At 67.2% G+C, this 12,989-nt stretch carries 9 protein-coding genes; 4 read left to right on the forward strand and 5 right to left on the reverse strand.

Annotated features, from left to right (window positions below; translation table 11 throughout):
* On the reverse strand, window positions 1-1,080 hold the full coding sequence (locus B2585_RS14745) for a hypothetical protein (RefSeq protein ID WP_292024634.1): 1,080 nt from the start codon (window positions 1,078-1,080) through the stop codon (window positions 1-3).
* Between the two features lie 156 nt (window positions 1,081-1,236).
* Between B2585_RS14745 and B2585_RS14750 the strand changes: the two genes are divergently transcribed.
* The gene (locus B2585_RS14750; RefSeq protein ID WP_292024636.1) at window positions 1,237-2,517 is read left to right on the forward strand and encodes an acetylornithine deacetylase/succinyl-diaminopimelate desuccinylase family protein; all 1,281 of its coding nucleotides are present in this window, start codon (window positions 1,237-1,239) and stop codon (window positions 2,515-2,517) included.
* A gap of 91 nt (window positions 2,518-2,608) precedes the next feature.
* On the opposite strand, the gene B2585_RS14755 is transcribed toward B2585_RS14750, so the two are convergent.
* The 4 genes from B2585_RS14755 to B2585_RS14770 all read right to left on the reverse strand — a co-directional run bounded on the left by B2585_RS14755 (window position 2,609) and on the right by B2585_RS14770 (window position 7,818).
* Entirely contained in the window at window positions 2,609-4,087 is a 1,479-nt protein-coding gene (locus tag B2585_RS14755) for an inorganic phosphate transporter (protein ID WP_292024638.1), read from the reverse strand.
* An 83-nt stretch (window positions 4,088-4,170) separates the two neighbouring features.
* Window positions 4,171-4,629, reverse strand: coding sequence for an NUDIX hydrolase (locus B2585_RS14760; protein WP_292024640.1), 459 nt, complete (start codon window positions 4,627-4,629; stop codon window positions 4,171-4,173).
* A 104-nt stretch (window positions 4,630-4,733) separates the two neighbouring features.
* On the reverse strand, window positions 4,734-7,148 hold the full coding sequence (gene hrpB, locus B2585_RS14765) for an ATP-dependent helicase HrpB (protein ID WP_292024642.1): 2,415 nt from the start codon (window positions 7,146-7,148) through the stop codon (window positions 4,734-4,736).
* Between the two features lie 40 nt (window positions 7,149-7,188).
* A complete protein-coding gene (locus B2585_RS14770; protein WP_292024644.1) occupies window positions 7,189-7,818 on the reverse strand; it encodes a DUF3108 domain-containing protein in 630 nt (209 codons plus the stop codon).
* Window positions 7,819-7,971: 153 nt separating this feature from the next.
* On the opposite strand from B2585_RS14770, the gene meaB reads away from it, so the two are divergent.
* From meaB to B2585_RS14785, 3 genes are all read left to right on the forward strand, one after another.
* Window positions 7,972-8,949 carry a methylmalonyl Co-A mutase-associated GTPase MeaB gene (meaB, locus tag B2585_RS14775; protein ID WP_292024646.1) on the forward strand — a complete coding sequence of 326 codons (978 nt, stop codon included), beginning with the start codon at window positions 7,972-7,974 and terminating at the stop codon, window positions 8,947-8,949.
* Between the two features lie 332 nt (window positions 8,950-9,281).
* Complete coding sequence (locus tag B2585_RS14780; RefSeq protein WP_292024648.1) at window positions 9,282-11,108, forward strand: ABC transporter ATP-binding protein; 1,827 nt, start codon at window positions 9,282-9,284, stop codon at window positions 11,106-11,108.
* 47 nt (window positions 11,109-11,155) lie between these two features.
* Window positions 11,156-12,988, forward strand: coding sequence for an ABC transporter ATP-binding protein (locus B2585_RS14785; RefSeq protein ID WP_292024650.1), 1,833 nt, complete (start codon window positions 11,156-11,158; stop codon window positions 12,986-12,988).
* Window position 12,989 lies beyond the last annotated feature (1 nt).

Raw genomic sequence — 12,989 nt, forward strand, 5'->3', positions numbered from 1 at the left:
TCAGGCTCCGTAAAGGTTCTTGTCGTGTTTCTCGATGATCTCGGCAAAGCGGCGGGCGAAGCGTTCGTCGGCCTTGGCCTTGGCTTCCAGCACGTCACGGGCGAACACCATGTGCTCCTCATGCGCCTCCATCATGTCGGCCATTTTCTGATTGGTCGCCGTGCCGATCGAGGCCATCGCCGCCTGCGCTTCCTGATCCGTCTTGACCCCGATCTCGTTGATCCGGTGCGCCACGTCCTGCTGCTGGGCCGTTTTGAGCGACTTCGACAGCGCATCATAAAGCACGACGCGCTGTTTGGTGTCCGTCTGGAGTTTGTTGATGAGCACCATCTGCGTCGCGGCCTGGTTCTGCAAGCTGTCGACCCAGGTCTTGCCCTTTTCGATATAGCGTTCGAGGGTCTGGGAGCGGGCCAGCTTCACCTGCTCCTGCTGCACCATCTCGTTGTACTTCGCGTTGAGGTCAGCGAGCTCGCTTTCCAGCTTCGTGCGCGCCGCCGCGTCCTGCTCCATCGAGATCTTGTTCTCGAGTTCGATGATCTTCGGGTCCAGCGCCTGAATCTCGGCTTTGAGGCTTTCAAGCTCGCCCACGACCATCTCGCGCTCGTCGAGCGTCTCGGTCAGGTTCGTCTCCACCCGGCTCTTTTGCTCGTTGAGCATGTCGAGCTGACCCTGCAGAAGCTGGACGATCACGTCGGACTTGGAAATCAGGTCCTGCAACTTGTCGTCGATGGAGGCGGTGCGCATCCGCTCCTGCCGCAGGCTTTCCGAACGGTGCTTTGAGAAGACGCCGACGAACGTCTCCCACCCGGTCTTTGACCGCATCTCGTCAAAATCCTTCGAAAACCCGGCGGTCACGTCGTCGAGCCCCATGATGAGTTCCGCGATATTCGCGTTCATCACCTGCGTATGGGCGTGGACGTCGTCCAACGTCGCGTTCTCGATGTCGATGGACACATCGGCGCCCGTGTTCATCTTGTCGCGGGCGGTTTCGATGCGGCCGGTCAACTCGGCGATCTTCGACTGCGCTTCCTGAACCTGCGCCTGGCTTTCCTTGATCTGGGCGTCGAGATTTCCGGCCATGATGTCCCCAAAGTTAATGACTGTAACATTATCCGATATGGTGAGCCTAGCGCGAATGTCAAACCAGCGTCACCCCGCAAATGGGGCGGGTCCGCAAAATTCGGCTTTGGTTTGTTTGCGATTGCCCCCCGAGCCGGGCGCCCATACCCTGACCGCATGGTCAAAACAGCTTCACACCTGATGAACGAAGTCGAGGCGCGACGCGACGCCCTCGTCACCCTTTGCCGCGATCTGATCCGTATTCCCACACTGAATCCGCCGGGGCGCAACTACCTTGAAATCTGCGAGATGCTGGGCGCGCGCCTGCGCGAGAGCGGCTGGCAGGTGGAGTTGATCCGCGCCGAAGGCTCGCCCGGTGACAGCGACCGCTGGCCGCGCTGGAACATGGTCGCGCGGTATGAGGGCGGGCGGCCCGGTGACTGCGTCCATTTCAACTCCCACCACGACGTGGTCGAGGTCGGACACGGCTGGACCGTCGATCCGTTCGAGGGCGTGGAGAGGGATGGCCGCGTCTATGGCCGCGGGGCCTGCGACATGAAGGGCGGTCTGGCCGCGAGCGTCATCGCCGCCGAAGCCTTCATCGCCGCGCATCCGGAGTTTTCCGGCGCCATCGAGATTTCGGCCACGGCGGACGAGGAGACCGGTGGCTATGGCGGTGTCGCCTACCTCGCCGAGCGCGGGTATTTCGATCCGGCGAAGGTACAGCACGTCATCATCCCGGAGCCGCTCAACAAGGACCGCATCTGCCTTGGCCATCGCGGCGTCTGGTGGGCCGAGATCGAGACCAAGGGGCGCATCGCCCACGGCTCCATGCCCTTCCTCGGCGACAGCGCGATCCGGCACATGGGCGCGGTGCTCGAAGAGATCGAAGCGACGCTCTATCCGGCGCTCGCCTCCAAGCATACCGCCATGCCCGTCGTGCCCGAAGGCGCGCGGCAGTCGACCATGAACATCAACTCGATCCACGGCGGCGAACGGGAACCGGAAGAGGGCTCCACCGGCCTCCCCGCGCCCTGCGTCGCCGACCGCTGCCGCATCGTGATCGACCGACGTTTCCTGATCGAGGAGAAGATCGAGGACGTGAAGGCCGAGGTCGGCGCGCTCCTGGAACGGGTGAAGGCCGACCGCCCCGGGTTCGACTACGAGCTGAGGGAGCTTTTCGAAGTGATCCCCTCCATGACCGACGAGGACGCGCCCGTCGTGCGCTCCACCGCCGCCGCCATCGAGAAGGTCCTGGGCCGGATGCCCGATTACGTCGTCAGCCCCGGCACCTATGACCAGAAGCACATCGACCGGATCGGGCGGTTGAAGAACTGCATCGCCTATGGCCCCGGTATCCTCGACCTGGCCCACCAGCCCGACGAATGGGTGGGGGTGCAGGACATGGTGGACAGCGCGGGCGTGATGGCGCTGGTGCTCGAGGAACTGCTGGCCTGATGTCGCGGCAGCAAGCTGTCACGACCCGTTGGGGGGAGGCCAGCCTCCCCCCAAGCCCCCCTCCGAAGTATTTTCGGAACGAAGAAGGGGATCAGGGGTTCAGCAGGTTGAGCATCGTGAAGATGAGGGCCGACAGCGTCGCGGCGGCAGGGACGGTGATGACCCAGGCGGCGACGATGGTCATGAAGTGCGAGCGGCGCACGAGCTTGCGGCGGCGCCGTTCCTCGGGCGCGAGGCGGCGCTCGACCCCTTGGCGCTGCGCGCTTTTGCGGTAACGGCGTTCCGCGTGATATTCGCGGTAGAAGCCGACGCCAAAGACACCACCGACGGCGATATGGGTGGACGAGACCGGCAGGCCCAGCCACGAGGCCACGATGACCGTGATCGCCGCCGAGAGCGCCACGCAATAGGCGCGCATCGGATTGAGCTTGGTAATCTGGCTCCCCACCATGCGGATCAGCTTGGGCCCGAAAAAGACGAGGCCGAAGGAAATGCCGAAAGCGCCGATGATCATCACCCATGTCGGGATCGACACCTTGCCCGCGAACTCCCCCACCTGCTCGGCATGGACGATTGCAGCGAGCGGGCCGACCGCGTTGGCCACGTCATTCGCGCCGTGGGCGAAGGACAGAAGTGCCGCCGAGATCACGAGCGGCAGGCCGAACAGGATCTTGAGCGACTTGTTGCGGTTCTCGAGCCCCTCGGACTTGCGCCGGATATAGGGCCGGGACAGGAGCGCGGTGCCCGCCGCCACGGCGAAGCCGATGATGATGGCGGTGATAAGGTCCACCGACACGATCTTCTTCAGGCCTTTCACCGCGAGGTATGTTGCGAAGGTGCCCGCCATGATCCCGATCAGGATCGGCACCCACTTGCGTGCCGCGGCGAGCTTGTCGTCGACATAGATGATGTTGGTCTTGATGAAGGCGAGGAAGGCCGCCGCGATCACGCCGCCCAGCACCGGCGAGATCACCCAGCTCGCTGCAATCGCGCCCATCGAGGACCAGTCGACCGCCGCGAAGCCCGCCGCCGCGATGCCCGCGCCCATGACCCCGCCCACGACCGAGTGCGTGGTGGACACCGGCGCGCCGACCCATGTGGCGAGGTTCACCCAAAGCGCGGATGAGATCAGCGCGGCCATCATCGCCCAAATGAAAACCCGAAGGTCGGCCACCGCGTTCGGGTCGATGATCCCTTTGGAGATGGTGGACACGACGTCACCGCCCGCAAGCAGCGCCCCCGCGCTCTCGCAGACCGCCGCGATCACGATTGCGCCCCCCATGGTGAGCGCATTGGCCCCCACGGCCGGCCCCATGTTGTTGGCGACGTCGTTGGCCCCGATGTTGAGCGCCATGTACGCCCCGAAGCTGGCGGCAGCGATCACCACCATCGTTCCGGGCTGAAACCCGAAGAACAGCCCCGCACCCAGACCCGCGATCACGATGAAAGCCAGCGAGACGCCAAGCCCCACCATCGGGCGCGAAACATACTGGGTCGCACGTTCGAGCTGGCCGATCCGGTCGAGATCCCTGTCCAGCGTCTTCCACTGGTTGCCGCTCTTTTCCGTCATCGCGCCCGTTACCGTTCCGTTACATGGTCGTTACAATCGGGGAGCGGCTAGCGCAGGCGGGGCCGAATTGCAACGTGAAGCCGTCAGAACTGGCGAAGGATTTCCTTCAGGCCCTGCTCTTCCACAAGTTCGGCGGCTTGGGCGGCTGGCATCCAGCGCCGCTCCCGCTCGCCCGCTTCCGGGTAGTCGTCGGACACGTCCGCCACTTCGACCGGATAGACCTCGGTGTCACAGGGGGTCGGCAGGCCCTCGTCCCGGTCCTTGATATAGTCGAACCGGCCCAGCGGCTTGCGCGCGACGGTGCGCGCGGTCACGCCGGCCTCTTCCCAGGCTTCCTCCCGCGCGGCCTCGGAGGCACTCTTGCCCTCCATCGGCCAGCCCTTCGGCAGGATCCAGCGCCCCGTGCCACGCGACGTGATCAGCAGCACGTCCTTGCCGCCATCGGTCTTGCGGTAGCACAGCGCTGCCACTTGAAACTTGTTGGGTCGCTTGATGAGAGGTTTCAGAACCTCATCCCAAGCTTTCGAGAAAAGCGTTGTCATTCGAAACCGCCCGTATCGTTACTTTTTTGGTTGTCAGACGTATCTATAGAAAAAAGTGTTAAGTTTCAACTTTGTTCCACTTGCCTGCTCGCAAATGTGACATTTCACCCGCCGCGCGGTTTGGCGCGCAGGGTGGGTGCGGCCTCTGCCGGGTTCTCGGGCCAGGGATGTTTCGGATAGCGCCCGCGCATGTCCTTGCGCACATCGTCATAGGACGTGGCCCAGAAGGCGGGAAGGTCCGTGGTGGTCTGCACCGGCTTGTGCCCCGGCGACAAAAGCGTGATGCGCAGCGGGGTTCGGCCCACGCGCGGATGCTCGGTCACGCCGAACATCTCCTGCAACCGCACCTCGATCTCCGGCACTTCGCCCGCGTAGTCGATGGGCACCTTGCGATCCATCGGGGTCACGAAATGCGCCGGCGCCGCCCGGTCGAGTCGGCGCATCTGGTCCCAGTCCAGCGTGGCGCGCAGCGCGTCGAGAATGTTGAAATTCTTCCAGTCGCCGCGCGAGCGGACGCCGCCCAGATGCGGCAGGAGCCACTCCTCCAGCCCCGCCATCAGCGCCGCGTCCGACAGGTCCGGCAAGTCCGGGTCGCTCTCACGCACCAGCGCCACGCGGGCGCGAAATCTCTGGGCAGCGGGCGAGGGGGCAAGGCCCAGTTGGCGCACACCCTCCAGCATCGCGCGCGCCACCGCCTCCGGGTCGGCATCGCGCCACACCCGGTCGTCGAGCACCACGGCCCCGAACCGCTCCCGCTCGCGCGCAACCACGCGCCCCTCGCGCCGGGACCATTCGCAGACCCGGTGCCAGCCGATCCGGTCGCCGTGGATCGCGCGCAGCTCGCTCTCGGTGATTTCGACGGCCTGCCGGATGCGCGCCTCGCGCGGGTTGCCGTCGGTGTCGGTCACCACGATCAGCCGCGCCCCGGCCAGCGGATCGGCCTCGTCCAGCACCGCGCCCTTGCCGCCCGACAGGACAAAGCGCGGCTCGCTCCCCTTGCGGCGCAGGCCCACGCGGTCGGGATAGGCAAGCGATGCCATCTCCGCAGGGCTCATCGGCGGCCTGGCCTCGGTCAGTCGCGCCAGCCGCTTGCCTTCTGCCCGGATACGCTCGACGCCCGCGCGGTTGGCATCGTGGCGCGCGGGATCGCGCAGCGCGGCGAGCCGCAGGGTCAGGTCCACCCCCCGGCCACGGGGCAGGGGGTCACGGTCGGCCAGCAGCGCGGCAAGGTCGGCGGCCCCGCGCCCCGCGATGGTCAGCATATGGCCCAGACGGGGATGCAGCGGCAGGCGCGCCAGCGCCTTGCCGTGCGGCGTGATAAGACCGTTCTCAAGCGCGCCAAGGTCGGTGAGCAGACTGCGCGCCTCGGCCAGAACACCCGGATTGGGCGGTGTCAGGAACGCCAGTCCCTCACCGTCCCCCGCACCCCAGAGCGCCAGCTCCAGCGCCAGCGGGGCAAGGTCGGCCACCTCGATTTCCGGCGGCGCGAAGGCGGGGAGCGCCCCTTCCTCCCCCTTGGTCCACATCCGGTAGCAGGTGCCGGGGGCGACACGTCCCGCGCGGCCCCGCCGCTGTTCGGCCTCGGCCTTCGACACCCGCTCGGTCACAAGTCGCGACATGCCCGAGCCGGGATCGAACCGCGCGCGCCGTGCGCGGCCCGCATCGACCACCACCCGCACGTCCTCGATGGTGAGCGACGTTTCGGCGATGGCCGTGGCGAGCACGACCTTGCGCCCGGTGGTGGCGGGCCGGATCGCGGCGCGCTGGGCCTTCATTTCGAGTGCGCCGAACAGCATGTGAACCTGACATTCGGCAGGCAGGGACAGCGCCCCGGCCACGCGCCGGATCTCGCCCTCGCCGGGAAGAAAGACGAGCACACCGCCCTCGGTCTCGGCCACCGCCGCCTCCACCTGTCGGGCCACGGCCGTCTCGAACCGGGTCTCCTTGCGCAGCGGCGTGTCGAGCCACCTTGTCTCGACCGGAAAAGCCCGCCCCTCCGAGCGCACGACGGGGGCCTTGTCGAGAAGCGCCGCGACAGGGTCTGCGTCTAGCGTGGCGGACATGACGACCAGCACGAGGTCTTCGCGCAGCGCCCCCCGCGCTTCCCAGGCGAGCGCTAGGCCGAAGTCGGCGTTGAGGGAGCGTTCGTGGAATTCGTCGAAGATCAACGCGCCTACCCCGGTCAATTCAGGGTCGGATTGCAACATTCGTGTCAGGATGCCCTCGGTCACGACTTCGATCCGCGTGGCCTTGGACACCTTCGCCTCACCCCGGATGCGGTAGCCGACCGTCTGCCCGACGGGGTCCCCCAGCGTTTCGGCTATCCGCTCGGCAGCAGCGCGCGCGGCGAGGCGGCGGGGTTCCAGCATGACGATCCGGCCCGCGATCCGGTCGAGCAGCGCGAGCGGCACCCGCGTCGTCTTGCCCGCGCCCGGCGGGGCCATCAGCACCGCACGCCCCTCGGCCTCGATCGCGGCCAGAAGGTCGGGCAGGGCGTCGTCTATCGGAAGCGGCGTCATGGCGCCGTTATCGGGCCTCGCAGCCGTCGCGGCAAGCGGGCTAGCGCGGGGTGATCGTCACGCTGCCATAGTCGGTCTGCACCCGCGCGCCGGTGAAACGATAGGTGTCGCCCGCCAGAACGTAGTCGACCGACAGGTTGTGGTGCGGGCGTTTGGCCATCTGCTCGGCGGTGTAACCCGCCACACGGGTCATGGACCCGGCACAGCTCAAGGCCGCGCCAGAGCGCCTCACCTCGGCCAGTGACAGATCGTTGGTGCGCTCCCCGTCATAGAGCGTGCGCTTGATCGTGCAGCCCGCCGCACGGGGCCGGTCGGAAAAGGCGAAGACCAGCGCCGTGTTCGGGTCCCACCTCCCGTCGTCGGCGGAGAACTTGATCGACGCCGCGCTCTCTCGCGCGCCGGTGTTCATCTGCTCGCCATAGGCGCGCGGCACCGGCAGATGCCCGGCCATCGCGCCGAGCGAGCGCATCACGAAGCGCACGTTGCGCACCGCGCCCGCCACGCCCGTTGTGCGGAACCGGGTCTCATAGTCGAAGCCCGACCCGCCCGCGCGCGCCTTGACCGAAAGCGTGCCCACCGTGATCCCGCGCAACTTGATGAGGTAGTCGGCCGCCTGCGCCTGCACCGGAGCCATCACGAGGGCTGCGAGGGCGAGGGCTCTCAGGACCATGAAACGGGGCTCCAGAATACGGAATCGACAAGGGGCGGCAAAATCAATTGCGGCCATATTCGGGGGCCGTTTCCCCTGAGGCAAGCCTTGATCTCGCCCGCGCTGGACATCGCATCGCAAGCGTTGCAAGAGGGACCAAACCGGGGGAGCGATATGGATATCGACGAACTTGCAGAGCGCGTCATGGCCGGGGACCGCAGGGCGCTGAGCCGGGCGATCACGCTGGTCGAAAGCGGCCGCGCCGATCACCGCGCGCAGGCGGTCGACCTGCTCGAGGCGCTGAAGGGGGCGGGCCGGACCGCGCTGCGCATCGGGCTCTCCGGCACGCCGGGCGTGGGAAAATCCACCTTCATCGAGGCCTTCGGCATGTTCCTGATCGCCAAGGGTCTGCGCGTTGCCGTTCTCGCCGTCGACCCAAGCTCGACCCGTTCCGGCGGCTCGATCCTGGGCGACAAGACCCGCATGGAACAGCTGTCGCGCAAACGCGAGGCTTTTATCCGGCCCTCCCCGAGCCAGAGCCAGCTTGGCGGCGTCGCCCGCCGCACGCGCGAAGCGGTGGCGATCTGCGAGGCGGCGGGCTTCGACGTGGTGCTGATCGAAACGGTGGGCGTGGGCCAGTCGGAGACGATGGTGGCCGACATGTCCGACCTGTTCCTCCTGCTCCTCGCACCCGCCGGGGGCGACGAGCTTCAGGGCGTGAAGCGCGGGATCATGGAGATCGCCGACATCATCCTCGTCAACAAGGCCGACGGGGATCTGAAGTCCACCGCGACGCGCACCTGCGCGGACTATGCGGGCGCGCTCAAGCTCCTGCGCAAACGCCCGCAGGACCCGGCGGGCTTTCCCAAGGCGATGACCGTATCGGCGGTGACGGAAGCGGGTCTGCCCGACGCGTGGGAGGCGATGACGGAACTGGCCGAAGGCAGGCGCGCCTCGGGTCATTGGGAGCGCAACCGCGCCGAACAGGCGCGCCACTGGTTCCTCGAAGACCTGCGTGCGGGCCTCCTCGCCCGCCTCCACACCGACCCCGACATCCGCGCCGAGGTCGACCGGCTGGGCCGCGACGTGGCCGAAGGCCGGATATCGGCCACCGCCGCCGCCGACGAGATGCTCGCCACGATGCGCCGCTGACGCGACCGTATGGAGCGCCTGCGGCGCACAGGTCTTGCGCCGCCCCGCCTTTGGCGGGTCAGCGCGGTGGGGGGAGGCCAGCCTCCCCCGTCGCGCTTGCAGCGCGCCGCCCCCTCCGAGGTATTTCGGGACCAGAGAAGGGCGCGTGAAGGGTGACAAACGCGCCTTCGCCCGCTATGACATCCGCATCCATGACGGAGGTTTCGATGCGAACAGACAGGGTCTTCTTTACCGGCTGAGGGCCCGAACCTGTCGGGCTCTGCATAGCCCTTCCGCATCTTCCCAGCACATTTTCAACTTCGCTGGCCCTTTTCAGACCAGGACTTCCCGTCATGTTCCGATTTTTCGAAAACCTCGTCGATCCCTTCACCCGCTTCCGCGCGCGCACCCCGCCGGGGCGCATCTGGCCTTATGTGCGCTCGCATCTCGTCAATTTCCGGGGGCAGCTTCTGTGGCTCGCCCTGACCGGGATGCTGGTCGCGGTCATCGAGACCGGGGTCATCGCCTATACCGGCCGGGTCGTGGACCTGATGGAGGCCGCCGGGCCCGAGGGCATCCTGCGCAGCCACGGCTGGGAACTGGCGCTCGCCGCTTTCGTGGTGATGGCGGTCCGTCCCGTCGCGATCCTCGTCTCGCGGCTGTTTCTGGAGCAGACCCTCGTCGGCAACATGCAGGATCAGGTGCGCTGGCGGGCGCACAAGCACCTGCTGGGCCAGAGCATGGGGTTCTTTCAGAACGACTTTGCCGGGCGGCTGTCCAACCGGGTGATGCAGCTTGGCCCGGCGGTGGAGGATTCCACCTACATGGCGTTCGAGGCGATCTGGTATTCCGTCACCTACATCCTGTCGGCTCTCATCATCCTTGGCGGCATGGACCCGGTGCTGGCCCTGCCGCTTGCGCTCTGGGTCGGGGCCTTCGTCTGGTACACCCGCAACATCTCGCTGCGCGTCGAAAGCGCGAGCGAGAAGTGGTCGGACGCCCGCTCGCTCGTCACCGGGCGGATCGTGGATGCCTATGCCAATATCGAGACGGTCAAGCTTTTCGGCCAGGGCACGGCGGAGGAGGCCTATGTCCTGTCCGCGATGCGCCGCCACCGCGCACGGCTTCAACGGTTCCTGCGGCTGATGACCGAGATGGCCTTCGGCCAGAACGTGCTGAACGGCCTGCTGATCGTCGGGATGCTGGGCCCGGCGATCTGGCTGTGGTCCGCGGGCCGGGTGACGATCGGGGACGTGGCGGCGGCTTCGGCGCTCACGCTGCGGCTCAACGGCATGTCCGGCTGGATCATGTGGGTCGCCATCCGGATGTTCGAACATGCGGGCGTCATGCGCGAAGGCCTGCGCTCCATCGCCGTGCCGCACGCGGTGACCGATGTACCGGACGCGCCTGCCTTGACCGTCGAAGCCGGTGCGATCCGGTTCGAGGATGTCTCGCACCACTACGGCAAGGGCTCGGGCGGGCTCGACCACGTGACGCTCGACATCCCGGCGGGGCAGAAGGTGGGGCTGGTCGGGCGCTCCGGCGCAGGCAAGTCGTCGCTCGTCAATCTGCTCCTGCGGTTTCGCGACGCCGAGGCGGGACGCATCCTGATCGACGGGCAGGAGGTCGCGCAGGTCCGGCAGGACAGCCTGCGCCGGTCCATCGGCATGGTGACGCAGGACAGCTCGCTCCTCCACCGCTCGGTGCGGGCCAACATCCTCTATGGCCGGCCCGACGCGAGCGACGCCGACATGGTGGCCGCCGCCCGGCGCGCCGAGGCGCATGACTTCATCGCCACGCTCGCCGATCAGGGCGGGCGCACCGGCTATGACGCGCATGTGGGCGAACGGGGCGTAAAGCTGTCCGGCGGGCAGCGCCAGCGCATCGCCATCGCCCGCGTGATGCTCAAGGACGCGCCGATCCTCGTGCTGGATGAGGCGACCTCGGCCCTCGACAGCGAGGTCGAGGCGGCGATTCAGGAGACGCTCTACGGCATGATGGAGGGCAAGACGGTGATCGCTATCGCGCACCGGCTTTCCACCATCGCCGCGATGGACCGGATCGTGGTCATGGACGAAGGCCGCATCGCCGAGGACGGCACGCATGAGGAACTGCTCGCGGCGGGCGGCACATACGCGAGCCTCTGGGCGCGGCAGTCGGGCGGCTTTCTGGGTGGGTAACGCGGCGGTGACTTGGCCCCCGCGTGCCCCGCGCTTAGGTAGATGACGTGAAGATCGCGAACCTCATCGACCCGTTCCGCCCGGCGGACGGCCCCCCTCCGGGCACGCTCATGGCCTTCGTGCGGTGGACGTTGAAAGGGGCGTGGCCGGTGCTGATCGTCGCGGCCGCGGTTTCGGTGCTGGCCGGTCTGTCGGAAACCGGGACGGCCTTCGTGCTGGGCCGGGTGATCGACGGGGTGGTCGAGACCGGGCGCGAGGATGTCTTTTCGCGCACCAATCTGGGCCTGTTCATCCTCGCGCTGGGTTTTTTCATGGTGCTCAGGCCCCTGATCTTCGCGGCGTCCAACCTGATGACACAGGTGGTGGTGACGCCAGCGATCTCGCCGCTGGTCATCATGCGCCTGCACCGCTGGATGCTGGGCCAGTCGGTCGACTTCTTCGACAGCGACTTCGCCGGGCGCCTTGCGCAGAAGCAGGCGCAGACCTCGAACGCGATGACGAACCTCGTGGTGGAATCGATCAACGTGGTGGCTTTCGCGCTGGCCTCGCTGGTGGGGGCCTTCGCCCTCGTCACCTCGATCGACCTCTGGCTCGCGCCGCTGTTTCTGGTCTGGCTCGCGGGCTATGTCGCGGTGATCCGTTATTTCATCCCGAAGGTGCGCAAGCGGGCCAAGAACCGGGCGGCGGCGCGCGCGGTCGTGACGGGCAAGGTCGTCGACACGATCTCCAACATCCGCACGGTCAAGCTCTTCGCCAATGCCGGGCATGAGGACGGGGCCGCGCTCGACGCGGTCAAGGACTTCCGCCAGACGGTGATCCACTTCGGCCGCCTCTCGGCCAGCTTCCGGCTGGTGCTCATGACGCTCGCCGGGACGCTGCCGGTCCTGCTGGTGGGCGGCACGCTGCTTGCGTGGCAGTCGGGCAGCGCGACCGAGGGCGATATCGTCGCCGCCGGCACCATCTCGGTCCGGCTGGCGCAGATGACCGGCTGGGTGAGCTTCGCGCTCATGGGGCTCTACCGCGACATCGGCGAGATCGAGGACGGGATGCGCACGCTCACCCCGGACCGGCAGCTGCGCGATGCGCCCGGGGCCACGCCGCTGGACCTCACCGAGGGTGAGATCCGGTTCGAACATGTGGACTTCGCCTATGGCCGGATGAAGGGCGGGGTGCAGGACATCGACCTGACGATCCGGGCGGGCGAAAAGCTTGCCATCGTCGGGCCGTCGGGGGCAGGCAAGTCGACGCTCGTGTCGCTGCTCCTTCGCCTTTACGACCCCGAGGCGGGGCGCATCACCGTAGACGGGCAGGACATCCGGCACGTCACGCAGGACAGTCTGCGCCGCGCCATCGGCATGGTCACGCAGGACACCGCCATGTTCAACCGCTCGGCGTGGGAGAACATCCAGTATGGCGACCCCGAGGCCGACGAACAGGCCGTGATCCGCGCCACCGAACGCGCCGAGGCGCAGGATTTCGTGGCGGATCTTGAGGATGCCGACGGGCGCGAAGGCTATGACGCGCACCTGGGCGAACGTGGCGTGAAGCTCTCGGGCGGGCAGCGTCAGCGCATCGCCATCGCTCGCGCGATCCTCAAGGACGCGCCGATCCTTGTGCTGGACGAGGCGACATCGGCCCTCGACAGCGCGGTCGAGGCGGCGATCCAGCAGACGCTGTATGATGTCATGGCCGACAAGACGGTCATCGCCATCGCCCACCGCCTGTCCACCATTGCCCACATGGACCGCATCGTCGTGCTGGACCGGGGTCATGTGGCCGAGGAGGGGACGCATAAGGAACTGCTCGCCAAGGGCGGGATCTACGCCGACCTCTGGACGCGCCAGTCCGGCGGGTTTCTGGGCGAGGAAGCGGCGGAGTAGC

The organism is Maritimibacter sp. UBA3975 (genome assembly GCF_002384975.1).
Lineage (GTDB): Bacteria > Pseudomonadota > Alphaproteobacteria > Rhodobacterales > Rhodobacteraceae > Maritimibacter.

What these genes read in the sequence shown, in the direction of transcription:
- hrpB (WP_292024642.1), bottom strand. Translation starts at nt 7,148, where the DNA reads ATGACGCCGCTTCCGATAGACGACGCCCTGCCCGACCTTCTGGCCGCG.
- B2585_RS14745 (WP_292024634.1), bottom strand. Translation starts at nt 1,080, where the DNA reads ATGGCCGGAAATCTCGACGCCCAGATCAAGGAAAGCCAGGCGCAGGTT.
- B2585_RS14770 (WP_292024644.1), bottom strand. Translation starts at nt 7,818, where the DNA reads ATGGTCCTGAGAGCCCTCGCCCTCGCAGCCCTCGTGATGGCTCCGGTG.
- meaB (WP_292024646.1), top strand. Translation starts at nt 7,972, where the DNA reads ATGGATATCGACGAACTTGCAGAGCGCGTCATGGCCGGGGACCGCAGG.
- B2585_RS14780 (WP_292024648.1), top strand. Translation starts at nt 9,282, where the DNA reads ATGTTCCGATTTTTCGAAAACCTCGTCGATCCCTTCACCCGCTTCCGC.
- B2585_RS14760 (WP_292024640.1), bottom strand. Translation starts at nt 4,629, where the DNA reads ATGACAACGCTTTTCTCGAAAGCTTGGGATGAGGTTCTGAAACCTCTC.
- B2585_RS14750 (WP_292024636.1), top strand. Translation starts at nt 1,237, where the DNA reads ATGGTCAAAACAGCTTCACACCTGATGAACGAAGTCGAGGCGCGACGC.
- B2585_RS14755 (WP_292024638.1), bottom strand. Translation starts at nt 4,087, where the DNA reads ATGACGGAAAAGAGCGGCAACCAGTGGAAGACGCTGGACAGGGATCTC.